The organism is Roseburia sp. OF03-24, assembly GCF_003463035.1.
GTDB lineage: Bacteria > Bacillota > Clostridia > Lachnospirales > Lachnospiraceae > Roseburia > Roseburia rectibacter.
This window is the reverse complement of sequence record NZ_QSCK01000028.1, coordinates 1-24,758: the sequence shown is the minus strand read 5'-3', so window position 1 is coordinate 24,758 and position 24,758 is coordinate 1. Positions and strand designations below refer to the sequence as shown.

16 protein-coding genes are annotated in these 24,758 nt (G+C 42.2%); 3 read left to right on the top strand and 13 right to left on the bottom strand.

The features are described 5' to 3' along the window. Positions 1 to 8: 8 nt before the first annotated feature. Complete coding sequence (locus tag DXA60_RS13860; protein ID WP_117921971.1) at positions 9 to 1,331, top strand: MATE family efflux transporter; 1,323 nt, start codon at positions 9 to 11, stop codon at positions 1,329 to 1,331. Positions 1,332 to 1,502: 171 nt separating this feature from the next. Here DXA60_RS13860 and clpB read toward each other — a convergent pair whose 3' ends face one another. The 3 genes from clpB to DXA60_RS13840 form a co-directional block, all read right to left on the bottom strand. Continuing rightward, positions 1,503 to 4,085, bottom strand: coding sequence for an ATP-dependent chaperone ClpB (gene clpB / locus DXA60_RS13855; RefSeq protein WP_022112541.1), 2,583 nt, complete (start codon positions 4,083 to 4,085; stop codon positions 1,503 to 1,505). Positions 4,086 to 4,327: 242 nt separating this feature from the next. After that, a complete protein-coding gene (locus DXA60_RS13845) occupies positions 4,328 to 5,518 on the bottom strand; it encodes a BMP family ABC transporter substrate-binding protein (RefSeq protein ID WP_158570879.1) in 1,191 nt (396 codons plus the stop codon). A 1-nt stretch (position 5,519) separates the two neighbouring features. Further along, a complete protein-coding gene (locus tag DXA60_RS13840; RefSeq protein WP_117921968.1) occupies positions 5,520 to 9,068 on the bottom strand; it encodes an HD domain-containing phosphohydrolase in 3,549 nt (1,182 codons plus the stop codon). A gap of 273 nt (positions 9,069 to 9,341) precedes the next feature. Between DXA60_RS13840 and DXA60_RS13835 the strand changes: the two genes are divergently transcribed. Both DXA60_RS13835 and DXA60_RS13830 read left to right on the top strand, forming a co-directional pair. Beyond that, positions 9,342 to 9,989, top strand: coding sequence for a cyclodeaminase/cyclohydrolase family protein (locus tag DXA60_RS13835; protein WP_199536234.1), 648 nt, complete (start codon positions 9,342 to 9,344; stop codon positions 9,987 to 9,989). A gap of 80 nt (positions 9,990 to 10,069) precedes the next feature. After that, positions 10,070 to 10,933, top strand: coding sequence for a bifunctional 5,10-methylenetetrahydrofolate dehydrogenase/5,10-methenyltetrahydrofolate cyclohydrolase (locus DXA60_RS13830; RefSeq protein WP_117921966.1), 864 nt, complete (start codon positions 10,070 to 10,072; stop codon positions 10,931 to 10,933). A 184-nt stretch (positions 10,934 to 11,117) separates the two neighbouring features. Here the strand turns inward: DXA60_RS13830 and DXA60_RS13825 are convergent, their stop codons facing one another. From DXA60_RS13825 to DXA60_RS13780, 10 genes are all read right to left on the bottom strand, one after another. Next, positions 11,118 to 12,464, bottom strand: coding sequence for an ATP-binding protein (locus DXA60_RS13825; protein WP_117921965.1), 1,347 nt, complete (start codon positions 12,462 to 12,464; stop codon positions 11,118 to 11,120). A 199-nt stretch (positions 12,465 to 12,663) separates the two neighbouring features. After that, complete coding sequence (locus DXA60_RS13820) at positions 12,664 to 14,970, bottom strand: GH1 family beta-glucosidase (RefSeq protein WP_117921964.1); 2,307 nt, start codon at positions 14,968 to 14,970, stop codon at positions 12,664 to 12,666. Between the two features lie 23 nt (positions 14,971 to 14,993). Then, positions 14,994 to 16,112: an SGNH/GDSL hydrolase family protein gene (locus DXA60_RS13815; RefSeq protein ID WP_117921963.1), complete on the bottom strand. Its 1,119-nt coding sequence runs from the start codon at positions 16,110 to 16,112 to the stop codon at positions 14,994 to 14,996. A 16-nt stretch (positions 16,113 to 16,128) separates the two neighbouring features. Beyond that, positions 16,129 to 17,175: a GDSL-type esterase/lipase family protein gene (locus tag DXA60_RS13810; RefSeq protein WP_117921962.1), complete on the bottom strand. Its 1,047-nt coding sequence runs from the start codon at positions 17,173 to 17,175 to the stop codon at positions 16,129 to 16,131. A 201-nt stretch (positions 17,176 to 17,376) separates the two neighbouring features. Continuing rightward, positions 17,377 to 18,399 (bottom strand): glycoside hydrolase family 130 protein, encoded by a 1,023-nt coding sequence (locus DXA60_RS13805; RefSeq protein ID WP_015520962.1) that lies wholly within the window; start codon positions 18,397 to 18,399, stop codon positions 17,377 to 17,379. An 82-nt stretch (positions 18,400 to 18,481) separates the two neighbouring features. Beyond that, the gene (locus tag DXA60_RS13800; protein ID WP_117921961.1) at positions 18,482 to 19,660 is read right to left on the bottom strand and encodes a glycoside hydrolase family 130 protein; all 1,179 of its coding nucleotides are present in this window, start codon (positions 19,658 to 19,660) and stop codon (positions 18,482 to 18,484) included. Between the two features lie 43 nt (positions 19,661 to 19,703). Then, complete coding sequence (locus DXA60_RS13795) at positions 19,704 to 20,933, bottom strand: AGE family epimerase/isomerase (protein WP_117921960.1); 1,230 nt, start codon at positions 20,931 to 20,933, stop codon at positions 19,704 to 19,706. Between the two features lie 21 nt (positions 20,934 to 20,954). Further along, positions 20,955 to 21,830 carry a carbohydrate ABC transporter permease gene (locus DXA60_RS13790; RefSeq protein WP_006855605.1) on the bottom strand — a complete coding sequence of 292 codons (876 nt, stop codon included), beginning with the start codon at positions 21,828 to 21,830 and terminating at the stop codon, positions 20,955 to 20,957. Positions 21,831 to 21,834: 4 nt separating this feature from the next. Continuing rightward, positions 21,835 to 22,860 (bottom strand): carbohydrate ABC transporter permease, encoded by a 1,026-nt coding sequence (locus tag DXA60_RS13785; RefSeq protein ID WP_006855606.1) that lies wholly within the window; start codon positions 22,858 to 22,860, stop codon positions 21,835 to 21,837. 50 nt (positions 22,861 to 22,910) lie between these two features. Beyond that, positions 22,911 to 24,374, bottom strand: a complete 1,464-nt coding sequence (locus DXA60_RS13780; RefSeq protein WP_117921959.1) for an ABC transporter substrate-binding protein — start codon at positions 24,372 to 24,374, stop codon at positions 22,911 to 22,913. Positions 24,375 to 24,758 lie beyond the last annotated feature (384 nt).

Sequence of the window (24,758 nt, the reverse complement as noted above, 5' to 3'; positions counted from 1 at the left end):
TTACCACTATGACCAAAGATCTTACCACCGGAAAAATCATGCCGATCCTGATCCGCTTTACGATCCCGCTCGTGCTCGGCAACCTGTTCCAGCTTACCTACAATGCCGTAGACAGTATCATTGTCGGGCATTTTGTCGGAAAAGAAGCACTTGCCGCTGTCGGCATCTGCAATCCGATTTCCACTCTGATGATCCTGTTTTTAAACGGACTGTGCATGGGTGCCAGCATTTTAATGGGAATGCAGTATGGGGCAAAAGATTACGACACGCTGCACCGCCAGATCAGTACCACCATGCTCTCCGGCGTTATTTTTTCGTTGATCTTATCCACAGCATGTATCCTGTTTGCAAGACCGATCCTGATCTTAATGCAGGCGGATGCAGGTATTTTATCCCTCACAACAGAATACTTACAGATCATCTTTTTAGGATTGGTCTTTACTTTTCTGTACAACTTTTTTTCGAGCACACTGCGTGCACTCGGTGACAGCAATACCCCGCTTTATTTTCTGATGATCAGTGCCGTTTTAAATATTTTAGGGGATCTGTTTTTTGTTGTCGTGTTGAAAGCCGGCAGCAACGGCTGCGCGGTATCTACCGTGCTGAGCGAAGCCTTATGCTGCGTTTTCTGTGTCATCTATATCCAGAAAAAAGTGCCCTTATTAAGACTCGGAAAAAAATGGCTGGTATTTGACCGCTCGCTCTTAATGCGCACGATCGCCTATGGCTGGACATCCGCATTACAGCAGGCAACTGTACAGCTTGGAAAACTCGGCATCCAGGCAATCGTTAACACCATGGGTGTTTCGGTTGCAGCCGCATTTGCGATCGTAAACAGAATTGACGACTTTGCCTACACACCGGAACAGAATATTGCGCATGCCATGACTGCCCTGATGGCACAGAATAAAGGTGCCGGAAAAAAAGACCGCATGCGGGAAGGATTCCGCTGCGGTATGATTCTTGAAATTATATACGGGCTTATTGTATTTGCACTCTGCTTTTTATTTGCAAGAGAATTTATGCTCTGCTTTATCAAAGATGAGGAAGTCATCGGTCACGGCGTTATTTACCTTCACCTGATTTCCCTGATGTATGTCCTGCCGGCTGTCACAAACGGTATTCAGGGATATTTCCGTGGCATCGGAGATTTAAAGATCACACTTATCAGCAGTTTTGTAAATATGGGAATCCGCGTGCTTGCCGCCGCACCTCTCGTCTTTAAAATGCATCTTGGCATTGAGGCGCTACCGTATTCCTATCTTGCAGGCTGGATCGCCATGCTGATCGTGGAGTTACCGCTTTTGCTGCGCAAAGTACACAGCAAATAAACAAATTTTTTCAGATTTCTTCCTCATCATGTTCCTTCATCTTCAAAATACAAATATTGAAAAAAGGACTCTATCCGTTTTGGGGATAAAGTCCTTCTTTTTCTATTTTGTATCTATGCAATTATCTCTTCAGGCACATTGTCTGATTCTCTCGCTACCATCCACAATCTGTCACTTTACGCGCGCAGTCAGATGGTCTCCTTCCACGTCAATCAGGATCGTATCGCCTTCCCTTACCTCATCTGCAAGAATCAGTTTTGCAGAAAGTGTCTCCACATGTTTCTGTAAGAAACGCTTTAACGGTCTTGCACCGTAAACCGGATCGTATCCGTTGTCCACGATATACTGCTTTGCTGCATCTGTCAGCTCCACAGTGATCTCACGGTCAGAAAGACGTTTGTTGAGATCTGTGATCAGAAGATTGATGATGTTTCCGATATTGCCTTTTGTGAGTGGCTTGAACATGATGATCTCATCAAGACGATTCAAAAATTCCGGACGGAAGTGTCCTCTCAGTTCGTTCATGACTGCTTCTTCACACTCCGGATTGATATCTCCGTTATCATCAATTCCTTCGAGCAGATGCGCCGAACCAAGGTTTGACGTCATAATAATGATCGTGTTTTTAAAGTCCACAGTCCTGCCCTGCGAATCAGTGATACGTCCGTCATCAAGTACCTGTAACAACACATTGAATACATCCGGATGTGCTTTTTCCACCTCATCAAACAGTACGACGGAATATGGTTTTCTGCGGACTGCCTCGGTGAGCTGACCGCCCTCATCGTATCCGACATATCCTGGAGGCGCTCCGATTAAACGGGAGACAGAATATTTCTCCATATACTCACTCATATCAAGACGCACCATGTTAGATTCATCGTCAAACAGACTTGCCGCAAGTGCCTTCGCGAGCTCCGTCTTACCAACACCGGTAGGTCCTAAGAACAGGAACGAACCGATCGGCTTTGTCGGATCTTTGATTCCTGCTTTGGAACGGATGATTGCTTCTGTAACCTTTGTGACACCCTCGTCCTGTCCGATGACACGTTTGTGCAGTTCCTCATCGAGATGAAGTGTCTTGTTTCTCTCACTCTCCGTCAGTTTTGCAACCGGGATACCGGTCCAGCGGGAAATAATACGTGCAATCTCCTCCTCGCTGACATTTTCATGTACCAGTGAAAGATCACGGTTTTTTACTTCCTCTTCTTCGGCTTCCAACTGTTTTTCTAACTGCGGTAATTTGCCATACTGCAATTCTGCTGCTTTTTCCAGATCATAATTCTGCTGTGCGGTCTTGATCTCATTTTTGACTGTCTCGATCTCCTCACGCAGTTTCTGGACTTTTTCTACCGATTTCTTTTCATTTTCCCACTGCGCTTTTTTCGTATTAAACGTATCGCGCAGTTCTGCCAATTCTTTCTGCAGGTCAGCGAGACGCTCCTGACTTAACCTGTCTGTTTCTTTCTTTAATGCGGTTTCCTCAATCTCAAGCTGCATGACACGACGGTTTAATTCATCAAGTTCTGTCGGCATGGAATCAAGTTCTGTCTTGATCAGGGCACATGCCTCATCCACAAGGTCGATCGCTTTATCCGGCAGGAAACGGTCGGAAATATAACGGTTTGAGAGCACTGCTGCCGATACTAACGCAGAGTCTGTGATCTTTACACCGTGGAACACTTCGTAGCGCTCTTTTAAACCACGCAGAATAGAGATCGTATCCTCAACCGTCGGTTCATCCACCATGACCGGCTGGAATCTTCGCTCTAACGCTGCATCTTTTTCAATATATTCACGGTACTCATCGAGTGTCGTTGCACCGATACAATGCAGTTCACCACGCGCAAGCATAGGTTTTAACAGCTGTCCGGCATCCATTGCGCCGTCCGTTTTTCCGGCTCCGACGATCGTGTGCAGCTCATCGATAAACAGGATGATCTGTCCGTCAGAATTTTTGATATCATCAAGAACCGCTTTCAAACGCTCCTCAAATTCACCACGATACTTCGCACCTGCGACCAGGGCACCCATATCCAGTGCAAATAACTTTTTGTCTTTTAAGCCTTCCGGCACATCCCCTTTTACGATACGCTGTGCAAGCCCCTCTACGACTGCGGTCTTACCTACACCAGGCTCACCGATCAGTACCGGGTTATTTTTCGTCTTACGGGAAAGGATGCGGACTACATTACGGATCTCATCATCACGTCCGATGACCGGATCAAGTTTCTGCTCTTTTGCACGCGCTACCATATCGTAACCGTATTTTTCAAGAGTATCATAAGTAGCTTCCGGATTGTCCGAAACAACACGCTGGTTGCCGCGCACGGTTGAGAGTGCCTGTAAAAACCGGTCTCTCGTGATCCCATACTCTTTGAAGATCTCCTTCATCGCCTTGTTCGGATATTTTAACAGTGCAAGGAATAAATGCTCTACGGAAACATATTCGTCTCCCATCTGCTTTGCCTCGTCCTCTGCATGGATCAGCACTTTATTTAAGTCCTGTCCGACATAGACCTGACCGCCGGATACCTTTACCCTTGCTGCGAGATGTTTTTTGGCGTTATCCAGGAAATGCTCTTTCTGGATATCCATTTTTTCTATCAATTTTAAAATCAGTCCGTCTTCCTGCTGCAGCAATGCAACAAGCAGATGTTCCTGCTCGATTTCCTGATTGCCATATTCATATGCAAGTTTTTCACAATCATTGATCGCTTCTACGGACTTCTGTGTAAATTTCTGAATGTTCATATATCTTCCTCCCTCTTATTCAATTGTGGTCCAAACTGGACATCTATATCAAATGATGGAGAACCATCATGAGTTTTCTTACTTATTTCTTTTATTTCTATTTTTCTGTTTACAATTTGTGTTATACACCTGATTGTTAGCACTGTCAAGAGGTGAGTGCTAATTATTTTATAAAAAAAATATAAACTGTCCTGCGAATACGATATGCTCTGCATCCGCAGGACTTTTTCCTTCACAATCCCCTATTCTCCTATCCGGATCACATCTTTCAGCACATAATGAAACGAAGGTGCAGACGCAAACTCATTCTCCGTATATCCCTGATTCAGATCATAGGTATCGTCCGGATCATCCGGATCTGCCCCGACATAATCTCCCCGGAACACATCCAGTTTCCCCTGCTTAAACTGCCGGATCACTTCCTGCATTTTTTCCGCTGTGCCATCCGCAGCCGTGATTTCATTTAACTCTAACATCTGCACCCAGTCTTCTTCAAAACCGGCACCAATATCATTTCCATTGACAGTTCCTTTGATACTTTTCTCAATCACACGGTCGTTTAAAACTGCATCCACAGCTCCCATCATATAGGGTTCCCAGTTGATCTTGCACCCGGTAAGATAAGTGGTCGGTGCCACATCTTCCATACTCTGGTTATAACTTACCAGATAAACCGGAGTCCCCGCAGCAGTTTCCTCACATGCGGTAGCGGGACCTGCAGTATCCGAATGCTGTGATATGATCACACAGCCCTCATCGATCAGGTCTTTGGCATACTGTTTTTCCGTCCGGTAATCATTCCATTTATTGGTATAACGCACTGTCATCACCGCATCCGGTACAACCGATCTCACTCCGAGCAAAAATGCCGTATATCCGGAGATCACCTCCGCATAAGGATAGGCTGCAACATATCCGATCTTTGCCTGCTGCTCTGTGATCACGCCTTCTTTGATCAGTTCTTTCATTTTCATCCCGGCTGCCACTCCCGCCGTATACCTTCCCTGATAAATTTTCCCCATGAATGTATGATAATTTTTTAAGAGGGGCTCTTCATTTGCATTCGCACATGTTGCCATACAAAACTCGATCCCGGGATATTTTTCTGCAAACTCCTTCGTAACGGTTCCATAATTATAACTGGTCGTAAAAATCAGGTCACATCCGGCATCCACAAGCTGCTGTAAGTACTCCCTTTCCGTTCCCTCCGCAACATTATTGAGTGCAATGACTTTTACCTGATCCCCGTATTTTGTCTGGATTGCCTCCTGCGCATCAATAAAATTGCTGGTATATGCGGTACTCGCATCTCCCACATACACAAAACCAACAGTGATCTCTTTTTCTTCGTCTCTCAGAAAGTATACAGATGCCGACACAAGAGCAATCACAACCAGACAGGTGCACAATGTCACAAGATATACTTTTTTCACCTTACTCCTCCTCTTTTTCCCTGCTATGAACTGTATGTGTATGTTCTTTGTACAGACTGTATATGTCAATCTTTCCATTGTCAATCAGTCCTAACATAACATCGACAAGTCCTGGATCAAACTGCGTTCCCCTTCCATTTTTCAGTTCCTGTATCACATAGGTCATATCCAACTGTTTCCGGTAAACGCGATTCACCGTCATTGCATCAAATGTATCTGCAATTCCGATAATTCTGGCATTGATCGGGATTTCTTCTCCTTTTAACCCGTGCACATATCCTTTTCCATCATATCTTTCATGATGATATAAGGCACCCTCTTCCACATGGTCTACGATCGTGAAACTTTTTAAGATTTCCGCACCTTTTGTCACATGCGATTTCATAATTCCATATTCCTCGTCCGTTAATTTTCCCGGCTTATTTAAAATCCGATCGGGAATACCGATTTTTCCGATATCATGTAAAAGCGCTGCCCTTTTCAGATCCTCACAGCTTTTCTCATCAAACCCAAGTTCTTTTGCGATCAGTACGGAATATTCTGCCACACGCTCAGAATGCTGACTCGTCCTTACATCTTTAGCGTCTACCGTCTTAGCAATCGTAAGTACCGTCTCATTCCCCATTTCCAGCTTCTTTTTTACCAGTTCAATCTCCTTTTTCTGAAGATTGATCACTCTCTGCACCTGTGTATGAAAAATCATCCAGGTCAGATAAGCTACTGCTAACGCAAACACTGCCACTATATAAACCACAAACCACCAGTGATCGTAGATCTCTGCCTTTTTTTCAATGGTATACACACTTTCCACTACCGGCTTCTGTCCCTTATGATCCAGCACCGCAATATGAAACTTATAGGTTCCTACCGGAAGATTTGTATAAATCACACTGGACATCTCACTTTGGGACATCACCTGCGGCTCACTGTCATACCCCTCTAAGTAAACACTTACATAAGGGAGATTCACGGAATAATTGATAATTTCCGGAAATATCTCAAGCTTTTCTGCTCCCCTTTCCAGATAGATCACCTCTCCACGTCTGACAAAATGCGATACATCATCTATTTTTACGGATTTCATCTGCATACGGTAGGAACGGACAGAAACCTCATAATTTTTAAGATTCATACAAATCACTCCCGTATCTGTGGAAAAATAGAAATTCATATCTTCATCTACATAATTCCATGCATTTGGTGTCAGCGCCCGGTTAATCCCGGCATCACTGTTTAACAGTTTATACTCTAATTTCCTCCCGGACAAAAGCTCCTCTTTATCCACAACATAGATCCCCTCTGACCCTGGTATAAACAAAGTATGGTCGATTCCCTCCACAATATCATAATTATTATAATAAGGAAATTTATCAAGACTCCTGATTTTTCCTTCCGTATCCATGTAACAGATTCCATTACTTGTTACAATAAATACACCTCCATCCTCATTTTTCACCATACGGAGGATCACCTCTGAGCTTAATCCATCCTCTTTGTTGTAAACATCATTCACTTTTCCATTTTTTATCACCGCGATTCCATTTCCATCCGTGCCGGCAAATATGGTTCCGTCTTCCTGTTCTAATACACAAAGAATCTTCGGTATCGTAAGTCCATCTGATTCACCGGTCACTTTTGTAATCTCCCCGTCCCGGATAAACGTAAGTCCCGCATCTCCTGCCGCAAGTATCGTTCCGTTTTTTAGTTCTTCGACGGTACGGTATTTATTACCATTTGCCCCACTGGCATTGTCATAGACAAAAGTCTCTCCTTTTGCTGTAATCTCATAAATGCCCTTTCCCGTTGTGCAGATCCACAAGTTTCCACAGCTGTCTGTCCGAAGACATCGTATTCTTGTGCCAGCTAAGGTTTCCGTAATATCATCCGTATATTCTTCTCCGGTTTCTTCATCCATTACCTCTAATCCGCTGTCCGTTCCTATATAAAACCTGTTCTGCCATTTCGTAACTGAATTAACAACCTGATTTTCCTGTATAGCTCCTGTCTGTAACAATGTAAATACTGACTTACATAAACGAAGAACGCCAAGCCTTGATGATGTAAACCAGAGATTTCCCTGATAATCCATCAGCATATGATCAATCGAACTGTTAAATGTATCTGTATTTATCATTTTAAAATCTGTCCGTTCCACAAAATATCCCACTCCGTTATCGGCACAGACAAACATGGCTCCGTTATCTAAAAAATACAGCGACTTTATATTTGATAATTCTTCACAGCCTTTCGTTTCCCTGTATTTCCACTCTCCCGTATCACAGCCATAGCAAAGTATCTCATTCTGTGAAGTTCCGGCATACAAAAGCCCGTTTTCATCAAACTTACAGCAGGAAAAATCAGCTCCCTCGGATGGCTCCACAATATCCATGATCTTTCCCTGCCTGATAAAATACAGTTTTCCATCATCGGTTACCGCTGCAACTGTTCCATTTGCATCTGCATCCATACTTTTTACATACACAATATCTTCCATCGTCTTTTTCACATTTAACCCACCTGCTAATGTGACAATGGAAAGTGCCCCGGCTGTTCCAACATAATAATTTCCATCTGCGCACTGTGTAATACAGCGCACCGAATCCGATGCAAGTCCCTGTTTTTCAGTAATAACATTTGCAACCGTATCATTGATAAAGATGGAAAGTCCGCTGTCATTCGTTCCAACCCACAGTCTGCCTTCCTCATCCGTATACAGGCAGTTCACGGTTTTTATCGATTCATATTCATTGATCCATTGAAATTTTGTGCCATTATACCGGTACAGCCCGCCATATGTTCCAATCCATAAAACGCCATCCTTCGTCTGCACAATATCATTGGCACATCCACCCGGTATTCCATTTTCCCTGCCATAAACAGTCTGAAGATAACTACTGTAATCTTCCTGTTCTGTAACTGTTTTTGCCGTTACTGTCTCTCCCCGGATCATGCCAAGCACCAATATACAAAGAAACATCATGAGCAAAGTATGCTGTCTTTTAGATACAATTTTTTTCTGAACCAATTTTATAAGAGAAAATACTAAGACGATCGTTATAACCTTATCAAGAAAATCAAGATAAAACTGTCCCATACAGTGACTGAAAAAGCTGTTGAATCCAACTTTTTCCATAGACTCAATAACACCGTCTCCCCAGATATTCTGCGTAGAACCATCACAATACAGATAATTAAGCGGGACAGAAAGTGTCACCGATAAAACCGCTATTAAAAAACTTGTTGAAAGTACTCCATAAAGATTTTTTAAAAATCCTTTTTTCACACATATGCCGGTCGTTATGCCGACCATGGCACTGACCACTGCGTAAAACATATTTGTCCAGGAATATAAAATCCCATAGGTAAGATTTACCGTCATCCCGACCATAGCTGCACAGAAAGGTCCCAGCACATACGCCGCCGTTACTGTTCCAAAAGAATCAAGCCACAACGGCAGCTGCAGCCTGTCAGACAAAATCCTGCCGGCAAAATTTATCACTATACATCCAAGTACAAACGTGCTGATCACATACCATTTATTATTTTTCATAACCTTTTCCTCATGTGTACATCAATAACACAGGTGCTATTGCTTTATCCCAGGTAACTCTACTAATATTTTAACAAAAACCGGTAAAAAGACAACTGTTTCCGTTGATTTCATACATTAATTTTTTAATGTACGAAAGTACCGGGCTACAGGATTTCTATTTCATTTAAAATTACAATATGTTAGAATAAAGCAATCACTGTAACTTATCGAATGAAAATGGTTAAAAAATACCGTACAGGTATGGAGAATAATGTGCAATGGAGGAATATCATGGAACATCAGACAAATTCATGCTTTACAGATTATTCCTGTAAAGATTTTATCACCGTTTTATCCGGCAAGTCTCCGGTTCCGGGAGGCGGAGGTGCCGCTGCCCTCGCCGGCGCGATCGGTATCGCTCTTGGAAATATGGTCGGGAGTCTTACCGTTGGAAAAAAGACCTATGCCGCTGTGGAAGAGGATATCATTCAATGTAAGAAAAAAGCGGACGAGATCACGGCACGGCTTTTAGATCTCGTGGAAAAAGACGCCGAAGCTTTCGAACCGTTAAGTGCCGCCTACGGCATGCCAAAAAGCACACCGGAAGAAATTGAAAAAAAGGCAGAAGTAATGGAAGCCGCCTTAGTGGGAGCCTGTGAAGTTCCACTTGAGATCATGCGGACCTGCGCAGAGGCAATCGATCTGATTGAAACCTTTGCCGAAAAGGGCAGTAAAATTGCCATCAGCGATGCCGGTGTCGGCGCCACGCTGCTAAAATCTGCTCTTCAGGGGGCATCCTTAAATATCTACATCAACACAAAATCCATGGCTGACAAAAAAGCTGCCGCTTCCTATAATAAGGAAGCTGATGAACTGCGTGAAAAATACGAACAGAAGGCTGACGAGATTTTCAATCGGGTCTGCTCAAAAATCAGATAAACATGGATTGTACATTTTCTCAAACAATCTATGTGCAAAAATAAAAACAGAGATACAAACTTGCAAAAATGGAGGTACCAATGGCTAAATTATTATCAGGAAAAGAAGTTACCGCTTCTTTAAATAAAGAAATCCGAAAAAAAACAGAACTGCTCACTGCACATCATATCACACCAAAACTCGGCATCATCCGCATTGGTGAAAGAGAAGATGATATTTCTTACGAGCGCGGTGCGACTAAACGCTGTGAAACTCTTGGCGTTTCCTATGAAAAATTCCTGCTTCCGGAAGATGCCTCAGAGGAAATGGTTTTAAATACGATCGCACAGGTAAATGAGGCAGACGATATTCACGGCGTATTACTCTTCCGTCCTCTGCCGCGTCATTTAGATGAAAATAAGATCATCAACGCGCTCGCCGTAGAAAAAGACATTGATGGCATCACTGACCGATCCATGGCCTCTGTTTTCCTTGGAAAACAAACCGGTTTTGCACCGTGTACACCGAGTGCCTGCATGAAGATTTTAGATCACTATGGCATCGACTGCTCCGGCAAAAAAGCTGTCGTGATCGGCAGAAGTCCCGTCGTTGGAAAACCAGCCGCCATGATGCTTCTCCAGAAAAACGCAACTGTCACGATCTGTCACACAAAAACAAAAGATATGCCATCCGTTGTAAAAGAAGCAGACATCGTGATCGTTGCCGCCGGAAGACCAGGTGTCATTGGCGCAGACTACCTGCGCGCCGGTCAGACTGTCATCGATGTCGGCATCAACGTAAACGAGGAAGGCAAGCTCTGTGGTGACGTCAACTTCGCCGACGCAGAACCTGTTGTGGATGCGATCACTCCTGTTCCGGGCGGTGTCGGAAGTGTCACAACTTCTGTCCTGATCGAGCATGTTGTGGATGCTGCTCTCCTAAAGGCTGGATTAGACATCTTATAATTGTGCTGCACCAGTACATCATTTTTCTAAATAGCAATAGGTCACTGCACTAGAAAAAAGTCTCAACGCAGGCATAGCTTTCTACGTTGAGACTTTAAATCTACTCTCCAATCACAACTTTACAGTCCTTTTTATAGCCTAACAAAACGTCATACTCACCTATGATAATAATAACCTTTTTGATCTACAAACCAGTAGTATCCAACTCTACGATCATCTGACCGAGTTTCTGCTCTTTTAACAGATAACACATATAGATTGGAAGATATGTCACAGTTCCTTCTGTTTCTACATTTCCAACGGAAAAAACATAGGCTTTCTCAAGATGATAATCCGGTATGTTCATAAAATTATCCAAAGCTTTGTGTGATTTATATGCCTTACCAGACTTAACTTCAATCGGAACAACTTTTCCATTCATTTCTATCACAAAATCCATTTCACCAATATTTTTCTTTTTACAGAAATATGGTGTAAAACCATTCGCCGTTAATTGCTGTGCGACAGCATTTTCAAAGTGTGCTCCGTTGTTCACTTCTCCGTTTTTATTAATTAATTCCATTTTTGTTTCTGCCGGATATGCACTTGTCAACAATCCAATGTCGCTCGAAAAAAGTCTGAATATATTACTGCTCTTGCTTGCTAAAAGTGGAATAACTGGTGCCTCAATATTATAAACCGGCAACGCCACACCTGCATCTTTTAACCACAAAAAACTATTTTCGTATCTGTCAAATTTCAGTTCTTTATCCAACATCGTAAATACAAACTTTTTATTCTGCTTATTTAGTTCAGCAGGAATAATGTCATATATGGACTTTAACTTAAGCTTTCTGTCCTCAATCTCATATTGGGAAAAATCCTCTTTATAAAGCGTTGTTATATCACGTTGTACTTTGTCAACCTCTCGAATATCTTTTGTTTCTATATAAGTTTTTACAGCATCTGGCATTCCTCCAACAATAAGATAAACAAAAAACATAGACAAAAGCTTCTGATGTACAAATTCGTCCACAGGACTGGCGTTTTTAAATTTTTCATTTAGCATATCTAATGTAGTTACTGAGACATTATTCGCCATCATAAATTCTTCGAAATCCATAGGGTACATCTTTAAAACAGTCAGGTATCCAACCGGAGCCGAAGCGATACCTTTCAGTTCTACCCCTAATAAGGATCCGCTCATTACATACTTAAAACTTCCCTCATCTACAAGAAATTTTATTTTAGTTACTATTTCCGGGCATTTCTGAATCTCATCAAAAAAAACAACCGTTTCATGCGATTTGCAATCTTCTGGCATGATCATTTTTAATTTAATCAAAAAATCTTCCGCACTCATCTCTGCATTTAAGTAGGAAACCATATCCGGCTGATCAATAAAATTCACTTCAAACTTAGTATATCCGCTCTTTTCAATTTCATCTCTTATGAGCCATGTTTTTCCTATCTGTCTTGCTCCTGTCACTAATAATGCCTTATTTGAATTTTTAATCCATTCACCAATTGCAATTGAATCTTTTCTGTACATAAATTCATACCTCCAATTACACAATACACTATCTGCCCCGTTTTTTCAATCATTATCATTACGATTTGCCCCGTTTTTAAATTTAATATAATTATATTTTGCCCCGTTTTTAACATTGCTATTCACCAAGTCTGCCCCGTTCATCAAAAAAATCCGCAGGTGCGCTCTCACATCCTGCGGATTTTTCATCTCAAAATAATTATTTTACAGTAGAAACGATCAGACTCATCTTCCCCTGCATCTCAACTTTTCCATAACCATTCGGCAGGATAAAATGATCTCCCTTCTTCACCGGGCTGCTGCCCACGATTCCATCTCCCTCTAAAACGGATACCAGAAGGAACGGATACTTCTGCTCAAATTCCATCTTTCCATTTACATCTGCCTTAAAGATCGTATAGTATTTGCAGGAATACAGCTCATTCAACTGATTTTCCGGCAGATTCAATGCGGATTTTACACTGTCATCCACAGATTTTGCCGGAACTGTGATAACATCAATACTCTTTTCTACATGAAGCTCTCTTGGCTTGCCATTTGAAAGACGGTCATAGTCATAAACACGATAAGTAATATCACTGTTCTGCTGTGTCTCTAAGATTAAAAGTCCACCCTTGATCGCATGAACTGTTCCCGGATCGATCTGGATAAAATCACCTTTTTTCACCGGAATCTCACGGATAAACTCTTTCCATTTTCCCTGATGGATCATATCGGAAAGTTCTTCTTTCGTCTTTGCATTATGACCGATAACAAGTGTTGCTCCCTCCGGTGCATCCATGATATACCAGCACTCCGTCTTTCCAAAAGAACCATTTTCATGCACTTTTGCATAATCATCATTTGGATGTACCTGGATACTTAAATCGTCTCTTGCATCAATGATCTTCGTGAGAAGCGGGAAACGGTCACAGTCGTAATTGCCGAACACTTCCGGATGTTCTTTCCATACAGCAGATAACTTCATGCCGGAAAATGCGCCGCTTCGAACGGTTCCGTCTCCGTTTGGATGTGCGGAGATGCCCCAGCACTCGCCGATGTCATCACCCTCTACCGGATAGCCGAACTCCTCTCTTAACTTTGTACCGCCCCAGATATTGTGCGTACATACCGGGTCTAAAAATAAAATATCTTTATTTGCCTGATTCATACTAAGTATTCCTCCATTCGTTTCTATTACTTTCTGATACCAGAATGCCGAATCCTTTACAATGCGCTGCTGCGTTGTAAAGTCTACATAAATGATACCAAAACGCTGTTTGTATCCATCGGACCACTCAAAATTATCAAGAAATGTCCACAGGAAATATCCCCTTACATCTGCACCTTCATCGCTTGCACGCTGCATGGCTCCGATATAGGAATCCAGAAACGTGATACGGTTTGGATCATGCACCCTGCCATCTGCGCTGATATTATCATGACAGGACATGCCGTTTTCCGTGATGTAAAGCGGCAATGGATAACGCTCTGTCAGAAATTTTATACCATAATAAAAAGCTTCCGGCGTTACCGGCCAGTCTGCTCCTGTCTTAGGAAATCCCGGTTCACGGTCCACAAATTCCGGTTCACCGTTCTCTCCTGCACGGACATAGTAACCATTGTATATATTCTGTCCCATAAAATCAAGTGGCTGATGGATCAGCTTCATATCTTCTTCCGTGATCTCTGGCAGATACTGCGCAAATTTCTCCAATCCTTCTTTCGGATAATGCCCTAAAAATACAGGATCCGAAAACCATGCTACATTCCAGGTCCAGTTATCCATCGGATTATAGAAACCAAAATATACTTTTTTCGCAGCTTCAATGTCCTCCGGTTTATCCGTATAAGGATAAGCGACACCTCCGGTCGGTGCGTATCCGACTTTGATATCCCGGACTGCATATTTACGCAGATTGATAACAGCCTGACCATGCGCTTTCATGAGGTTGTGCGCAATCTGGAATGTATCTTTTGTCGACAGCTTTAATCCCGGTGCATGCACACCGCTTAAATGTCCCAGTCCTACCACACACTGCGGCTCATTGATCGTAATGAAATACTCACAGATATCGGAAAAGTTCTCTGCAACGACTTTGGCATATTCCCCGAACCAGTCTATCACCTCTGGATTTAACCAGCCTCCTTTTTCATAAAGAGCCTGCGGAAACTCCCAGTGAAACATGGTAATATATGGCGTGATCCCATTTTCTTTCATACATGTGATCATATCACGGTACATCTGGATTGCTTTTTCATTGACACGTCCGGTTCCTTGCGGCAGAATACGTGCCCAGTTTAATGAAAAACGATATGCCTTGATGCCAAGATTTTTCATCAGCGCATAATCTTCCTTATAATGATGCATATGATCGCAGGTCGTATACGCATTCTGATTTTCATATATCCTGCCCGCCTCCGTAAATGCATCCCAGACGTTTTTTCCTCTTCCATCGTTTGCATCGGTTCCCTCTACCTGATAAGAACTGCTCGCAACACCCCAAACAAAATCATCCCGAAACATTCTTCTTTTCCTTTCCCAATGAGCTATTTTTCAGAGGAACCAATGACAGAAACCAGATAAAACGGCACCGCATCGTCCTCATGTGTCTCTACCAGACGGACTTCCACCTTATGTACTTTATTTTCTCCATATTCTAAGATAGTGTCAAGCTCTAATTTATCGCCCCACGTCTCATCAAAGTTCGCATCCAGACGAACTGCATGATCCGTGTCCCCATCTACGATGATCTCTGCGACCGGTGCCGGAAGTTTTACAGATTTTCTGTACTGTACTGAAATATTGCAGCCCTCAACATCAAGTGTGATGGAATCACCTTTCTTTGAAGCTGTCCATCCGTGTTTGAAACAGTCGGTAATATCTCTCTGTGCGGACGTATCTGCGACAAATCCATGGCAGACTACGTTTTCGTCGCTGTTCTGATGACGGATGGATTTCTCATAAGTATTTTTTGTGAGAGGTGTCGGATAATCCGGTTCGCTCTGTTCCGTTGCATCTTCTGTTTTTACTTTATCTAAAAAGTATGTAATCACCGATGCGACAAGTGCATGTCCGGCATCATTCGGATGCAGGTCATCCGGTGTGATCTCACGGTTTTCGATGCGCCCGGCGACAACTTCCGGGTAGATCGTACTCTGCATGCTGACAGCCGGAAGATTATAATGTCTTGCAATGCGTCCGTGCATCAGCTGCGCATTGGCACCGTTATTGTAAAATACGTTGTGCACTAAAAGGACTGCCGGTTTTGTCTTACTGGTATATACTTTTCGCACCAGTCCCTCATAGGTCTCCATAAAGTGCTCCGTGCTGTCATCGTTGACGGAAAACTCGATGATGACAAAATCCGGCTCTTTGGAAAGCAGATCAGCTTCTGCGCGCGCCACACCAAACTGTGAGGTTGTTCCGCCGATTCCTGCATTAATATAAGTAAAATCTGTCTGTGGGAATGTCTTTTTCCACCACTCATAAACATGATATGCATAACAGAGTTCCGGTTTGGTGGAAAGACTTCCCTGGGTGATTGAACCTCCTAAGAATGCAATGTTTAATGGTTCGCCGGCTTTTGCGCGGTCCATAACTTTTTTTAAGCGGTATAAGTTGCCGTGGTTGGCAATGCCGTTTTCGTATTTGATCTGATATTCCATGTTGATGTTCTCCTTTTTATTCCCAGATTTCATCTCCGAGTGATGTAATATATGCTGCAAGTTCGTCCGACATCTGCTCTGCCTCCGGGATACGGATATGTCCAGGTGTGCCGGAGCCATTTTTCGTGTAGAGGAAGTGATGGACTCTGCTGCTTCCAATACGGGTGCAGACTTCATCGATGGAGCGGTCCCAGTTTTTATCATGACACAGGATCGTGGTAGCTAAAATGATCTGTGCTTTTGGATATAGTTCCATCAGTTTTTCGATAAATGCCTGGTAATGTTTTCTCCAGTTTTCGGATTTTTCACTGTCGTAATCTTCTGCCATATAGTCTACCGGATGATTATCGTTTTGTCCGATCGCGACAACGACTACATTCGGGATATATTGGGAAAAATCCCACTGTTTTGTCGGTCCGAGATCCGGGTGGTATTCGATCTTATCATAGCAGGATTCAACACCTTTATAATGAGGTGCGGCAAACCAGCCGGTATCATCTAAAAGTGATATTCCACCCTGTGACGTATCATGGATCTGTGCATTTAATTTGCGCGCCGTCATCCATGCATAGGAATACCAACTGTTTGAGTATTGCCCATCATGCTCCGGGTCCGGTTTTCCGGCATATTCCACAGCCTCTGAAACCTCTCCGCAGGAAACACTGTCACCGAAAAATTCCATTTTACGTTTTGGTTTTTCCGGCAGTGCCAGCACTTTAGCTCCATCATCGATCTCAAATCCGTAAAATGTAAATGTATGACAGGAATCCATCCTCTTAAATAAAAGCAGTTCATGTGTTCCTTCCGGCAGGTTCTCCGCTAAAGTATAAGTCTTTTTCTCCTCATCGGACGATAAGGTAAAACGCTTCTGTTCCCCGTCTATAAAATATCCCAGCTCATTCGTCCAGCAGGAACGGTGGTTTACGATCACTGCCTTTAAGGATGTTCCGGTAAATTTCATTCCGATCGAACTGCACGCATAGACAAGAACCGGTGCAAGCCTGTCATCAAAATCAATTCTTCCACTGTAAGATAACATTTCATTGTCTGGTTTAATTATCATGTTCTGAGTTCCCCTCCAAAAATTAAATATGTAAGCAGACTGCCCGCTCCGCGGACATTCCATTATGATAAAATGCACGTTCTGCGGACACTCCATCACACGTTTCATGAATTACGCAACAAGGCTGCCGCAATTTTCATTGCATCTGGCAGCCTGTGTTACAAATCAATTTTATGCTATTAAGGATGAATAGCAGCAATTTTAGCGTCTTCCGATCTCGGTATCTTCCGGTGTTACGACACTGTTTTCTTTGATGTAATCAATGATATCATCAAGTTCTGTAAATGCAAGACCAACATAGCTGTCTGCAGCACCGTAGTAAATTGCAATTTTTCCGGATTCGGAATCATGGATTGTTGCACATGGGAAGCATACGTTCGGAACAAATCCGCGCTCCTCATACCATTCTTCCGGTGTGAGTAAGAATGTCTCACAACGATATTTTACGATAGATGGATTGTCAATGTCTAAGATTGCTCCACCGATGGAATATACATAACCGTTACAGGTTCCGCTTACTCCGTGGTAGAATAACAGCCATCCTTCGGATGTTTCGATCGGGGCAGCACCTCCACCGATCTTTAAGGACTCCCACCACTCAGAGCCTTTGCCCATCACATGTCTGTGTTTTCCCCAGTAAGTAAGATCCGGGCTCTCGCTCACGAAAATATCACCGAACGGTGTATGTCCGCTGTCGGACGGACGGGATAATAACATGAAGTTTCCGTTGATCTTTCTTGGGAACAGCACTGCATTTCTGTTGAATGGAAGGAACGGATTCTCAATTCTTGTGAATGTCTTGAAATCTGTTGTCTTTGCTATACCGATTGCTGCGCCGTAGAAATCCTGACACCAGATGATGTAATAGGTATCTTCTACTTTTACAAGACGCGGATCATATGCATAACGCGGCATAAACGGTTTGCCTTCCTCGTCTACGAAATTGATCTTGTTTTCATCAAAATTCCAGTGGATCGCATCTTTGCTTCTTCCAAGGTAAATGTAAGGAATACCGTTAGTCTGCTCTCCACGGAATACACCGATGAATCCATCTTCATACGGCATAACGGCACTGTTGAAAATTCTTGCAACACCTTTTACCGGGTTACGTCCGATGATCGGGTTCTCATTGTATCTCCATACCGGTGCTCCTGTTAAGTTTTCCGGTCTTTCCTGCCATGGTACATTTGGTACCGGCTGGCTGATCATTTTATATTTGCTCATTTTCTTCCTCCATTTCTGCGTCTTACATCCACGCACCTGCAGATTCTATCTGCAATTTATTTTCGTCGTTCTTTTTTATTTCTTATTTATCTTCCTTTGCAAGGAACTCTAAATTCTTCTCGATCAGTCCGCATCTCTGTGCCACACACTCAACGCTTCTGCCCGGATCCTGCGGTGTATTAAATACATAATCCACCAGTTTATCCACGGTAGTTGTCGCTACATGCATTCTCGTATCCGAAGATGCATAGTAGATAAATACTTCGTTATTCTCATTTACGATCGCACCGTTGGTAAATACAACATTGCTTACGTCACCGACACGCTCTTCACCTCTCGGTCCAATTAAGAGTCCGGACGGCTCTGCGATCACTTTTGACGGATCGTTTAAATCTGTTGCAAATGCATAGATAACATAACGGAGTCCTGCTGCGGTGTTGCGGACACCATGTGCAATGTGGATCCAGCCTTTGTCTGTCTTGATCGGAGTTGCACCTGCACCGTTCTTTGCCTCTGTGATCGTGTGATATTTGCGAAGGCTTGTCATTTTTTCTTCATCGATCACGGCGTGTGTGATATCTTCGCAAAGTCCAAATCCGATTCCTCCGCCTGATCCGGTTTCAATAAAGTCATCCATCGGTCTTGTATAGAATGCATATTTTCCATCTACAAATTCCGGATGAAGTACCACGTTTCTCTGTTGCGGAGAATTTAAAGTAACAAGATTTGGCAGTCTCTCCCAGTTCTTTAAATCTTTAGTACGAACGATTCCTGCTGCAGCTACGGCTGCGGAAAGATCGTTTACGGTTGTATCTTTTGACTCAGAACAAAATACACCATAGATGTAACCATCTTCATGTTTGGTCAGACGCATATCATAGACATTGGTCTCTTCCGGACAGGTATCCGGTAACAGGATCGGATAATCCCAGAAACGGAAACCATCGATTCCGTTATCACTCTCAGCAACACCAAAGAAAGATTTTCTGTCATTTCCTTCGATTCTTGCAACCAGATAATATTTTCCGTTCAGTTCGATCGCGCCGGAATTCATCACTGCGTTGATTCCAAGACGCTCCATGAAATATGGATTTGTCTCCGGGTTTAAGTCATATCTCCAGGTCAGAGGAATATGCTCTCTTGTCAATACCGGATATTCATAACGGTCATAAACACCATTGTAAAAATCCGATTTTACATTTTTGCGGGAAAGCAGTCTTTCCTGCTTTTCTTTTTCTACATAATATCTCTCATGTAACATTCGTCGAATCTCCATTCTTTTTCTAAAAATAAATGAATCTGTTTTATGCTCCGATTCTGCGGATGACTTCTATACACATTCTTCCATTATGATACGGACATTTCCACGGCTCTACGATCGGTCTGTCTAAAATCGGACTTCCATCCTCATTGACTTCCCAGAACCACTCAGAACCATTTCTCTTATCAACCACATAGGTTTTGATGAACTCCCACTCTGCCAGTGCAGCATCGCAATATTCAGAATGTCCTGTGTTTCTTTCATAACCATTTAAGAAACCAACAACGGTTTCTGCCTGCACCCACCAGACGCGGTGTGCATTGACCACGCCGCGGTCACATTCGTTCGCAAGGGAATGACCATCAAACGCCACCTGATAAATTCTTGAGGTCAGCGTCTCTGTGATCGCTGTCATTTTCTCGCGGTAATGTTCATTGTTTAACACGTCAACACCACGATCCATCAGCCATGCCGTTTCGATATCATGACCGTAGGAATGAAGGTCCAAGATTGTGTTATAGTCTGCATCAAAAAATACTTCCTGACGCTGTTTTACCGGATTGTATACCTTATCTGCAAAGGTATCCATGATCCACATCAGTCTCTTTCCGACTTTTTCATTTTTTGTCACGCGATACAATTCTGTATACGCCTCAAAAACATGAAGCAGTGTGTTCATTGTCTTATCTGCAAGTACACCGTTCTCGGAAAGTTTCTCATTTGATTCTGGTTTGAAATCTCTTGTAAAAGCTTCTAAGTATCCGATCTCATCCGTGCAGCGCTCCTCAATGATATCAAACAGGGAAAAAGCAAGTTCTAACGCTTCCTTATCCCCGGCTGCATCATAGTAAGATGACAACGCATAAATACAGAATGCCTGATTGTATGTATGTTTAGTTGTATCAAGTGGTGTTCCGTCATAATTTAATGACCAGAAGATCCCTCCGTATTCTTTGTCGATACAATGTTCCCTTAAAAATTCATAACCATGTTTTGCCTCGGCAAGCAGGTCTTCTCCCTTAAAACCTGCTGCCTCGCATTCCTCTTCCGAAATGCCGCCGTCTTTATAAAGTAAATACGCATTTGCAAAAAACCAGGTAATACGGCTGTTTAAGATACATCCTTTTTCTGCTTTTTCATCCAGTGCAAGATCATAGGAAAGATAACCGTAATATCCGCCGAACTTATCATCCCGCATACCTCTCCAAAATGGAATGATATGTGTGAGCAGTTCGTGTTTTGCTTCTGCTGCAAGTTCTTTTAACTCACTCATAACCGTTTCCTCTTTCTCTCTTTAGCCTTTTACTGCACCAGCAGCAATTCCACTGTAAATCTGTTTCTGACAGAGGATAAATACGATCAATGCCGGAAGCAGGGAAATGATAACACCTGCACAGATCAGATTGTACTGACTTCCCATCGGGCCAACAAATGTATAAAGTGATGTCGCGATTGTATGTAACTTTTTATCCATCAGATAAAGGTTTGCCATATAGTACTCGTTATAAACACCAACGCCCTTTAAAATACAGGATGTCACGATTGCCGGTTTTAATAGTGGAAGCATAATTTTCCAGTAAATTGTCCAATAGGATGCGCCATCAATGATTGCCGATTCATCCAGAGATATTGGTATATTTTCCATAAACTGAATGAAAATGTAAATTGAGATAACATCCGTTCCGCACATCAGAATAATATATCCATATAAATGATTGACAAAGTGCAGTGCTGTCATGATATTATATACAGTTACCTGCATTGCAACTGCAGGAAGCAGTGAAGCAAACAAAAACAGGTTTCGGATCAGTCCGTTTCCCGGGAATTTAAAACGGTTTAATACATAAGCAAGCTGTGTTCCGATTACAATGGAAACAACCAGGACAGATACCATAACGATCACGGAGTTTAAGAAAGCTCTTCCCATATCCGCTGTCTGAAATGCTTTAATAAAATTATCAAAATTCAGCCAGTTCTTCGGCAATGTCATAACATTGGTCGTCTGATATTCTTCCTGTGTCTTAAACGCTGTAATCACACAGGAGATAACAGGAACAACTGCACAAAGTCCAAAGAAAATCAACGATACATATTCAACGATCAGCCAGAGGATTGCACCAACGGTATAATGTTTTTTTCTTTTCTGCACATTTACATTATGTTTTCTCATCTTCCTATGCCACTCCCTTTCCAGCTTTCTTTGCCTGTTTTTCCGCTTTTAATCTTGCGCGTTTTGCCTTGTAGGATTCATCCTCACTCTCAGCATCACGGAAGATATATTTAAAGAATAACTTCTGTAAAATCGTACATGCAAAAATGATAAGAAGAAGTACAACTGCCATTGCAGAAGCAAGACCTACCTTCTGGCTTACATGAGCGATCTCATTCATGATTACAAAGTATGTTCCGGTTCCATTTGCACCATCTGTGATAACGTAAGGCTGTTCAAATGCACTTAAGGAACCTGTAATGGAAAGAATTACGTTTAATGTGATAATTGTTTTGATACTCGGCAGAATAATATGTTTAAACTGCTGAAATTTATTTGCACCATCTAACTCTGCTGCTTCGTAAAGGTCTGCATCCACAGACATGATCGCACCGATAAACAATACCATGTTCTGTCCAAAATAACGCCATACCGAAGTAGCCACCAAAGACCAGTTGTTAATTGACTGATCTTTCAGCCAGTATGGAAGATTGTCAAGTTTAAATCCACACCATTGTAAGATCGTATCAAATACAAATCCTCTGGTGTAGAAAAATTTAAAAATAAATCCGATCGCAATACCACTGATCAGATATGGGAAAAACATTAATCCTTTAAAGAAGTTTCCTCCCTTTACCTTAAAACTTAAAATAGTAGCCAGATAAAGTGCAAGTACAAGCTGAATAATCGCACCTACCATATAATAAAGACTGAGCTTTAATGCTCCAAAGCAGTCATCCCTGCGAAATACGTCAATATAATTTTTAAATCCGACAAATTTTCTCTGATCTACCGGAGTTAAATATTTCATCTTATAAAAACTGAATTTTACCATCTCGGCAAAAGGCAGATAAGTAAATACAAACAGCAATAACAGCGGAATTGTCATAAATGCCACACAGATGATCACCTGCTGTCCTTTTCTGCTTTTTGCCCATTTTGTAAAACTGAATGGTTTTTTCCCTTCCATATCCACAATTCCTCCATCCATTGTCTTTTATCCGGGAAGGGGAACCTCCCCTTCCCTTTTGTGGAACTATATTACTCAGTTACTTCAATTCCGTTTGATTCCTGTGCATCAGACCATGCTGTGTTCCATTCGTCCATGATCTCATCAAATGTCTTATCGCCATTGGATGCATGCTCAATGATTGCCTGGATTTTACTGTCTCCACCTGCGTTAATATTTAACTCAGACTCTGCATTCATCTCATTTAAGAAATCTTCCTCGCCCTCTAATGCCGGTTCATCCTCTAAGAATGTTACCCCATCGAAGGAAAGTTTTGTATCTGTACTGCTGGCTGCGACTGGAAGTCCATCCTCGTTGTATGAGAAACCGGATTTTTCTGTCATCCATTTTACGAATACCATAGCTGCTGCTTTTTCATCATCTGTTGCATTTGCATTGATACCATAAGAGTAATCAGCACCTGCGGATGCATACTGCTCACCATTTACAGTGATTGGGAATGGCATATAACCGATATCTGCGCCATTTTCGCCTGCTGCTTCCATCTGAGGATAAGCCCATGAGCCAAGTACCATACAACCGATCTCACCATTGTTGATCATACCTTTACAGCCCTCCCAGTCAGTTGTTGCAAAGTCATCTTCGATCAGTCCGTCTGCAACTGCATCATAGAGGATCTTGTAAACTGCATAAGCATGTGTATCATCGCCATAATTCTGGAATGGATCTTTTGTATGAACTAATTTCTGGTTCATATATGTATTGTCGCCTGTTGCATTATTTCCGATGTAAGCATCCCATGCTCCCATTGTCCAGCCTGCTGCATAGTTTGTATAAAGTGGGATTGCATCTGTGTTATCTTTGATTTTCTGTAATGCATCGATAAATTCTTCCGGAGTCTTTGGAAGTTCTGTAACTCCTGCTTCTTCAAATACTTTTTTATTGTATACGATACCCTGTGTAGTTGCTGTAGAAGGAACACCGTAAACCTGTCCGCCATACTCCCATGTAGTTGCATAATTGATCTGGGTCTTCATGGTATCAAGATCACCATATGAAATAAAGTAATTGCTTAAGTCTGCCTTATCAACCGCCGGGATCATCATGACTGTCTCATAGTCACCAGACTGTAAATGCATCAAAGCATCATCTGCATAGTTGGTATCGGTTGTAAGTTCAACTGTAATATTTGGATACATTTCATTGAATGCTGCTAAATACTCTTTCCATGTTGTTCCGTTATAATCGTCAGATTCAAGATCTGTTCTGTGGTTGAATAATGAAATTGTTGCTGTCAGATCTGTATAATCCTCACCGAGTTTGATGTCTGCATAGGATAAAGATCCGTCTGTGGATGCTGCTGCATCACTGCTCTCGGTAGCTGCTGCATCATTTGTTGCTTCTGCACTGTTATCAGAAGCTGCTCCGTTTGTTGCTCCCCCATTGTCTGCTGCATTGTTTGAACCGCCGCATGCTGCCATGCTCATGGTCATAACTGCTACTAATGCAACTGATAAAACCTTTTTTAATTTCATAGAATTTTCCTCCTTTTGATGTTTGTTACTTTGTTTTGTAACTTAATTTAATTATATATCGTTTTGTTTTTTAGTCAACACTTTTTTCTTGTTTTTTAACCTTTTTAAGGCTTTCATTGTGCATTTCGGCACTATAAACAATTCTATTTATCGATTTTTGTGCACTTTTTCACATTTGTTTTTCAATTATTTTTGTTATTTAGCTTATTTTAGCCTAATTTGTACAATTAATTAATTTTTTATATTAAGCTATGTTTTTGATTATTTAACTAATTACTTATTTCACCACAGCGTTATCTGCAGAACATCCATAACTTAACAATATAAAATGCTCACCAAATGCTGGTTTGTTTATGAAATAAATCGCCCGTCCCAATGGTGTGT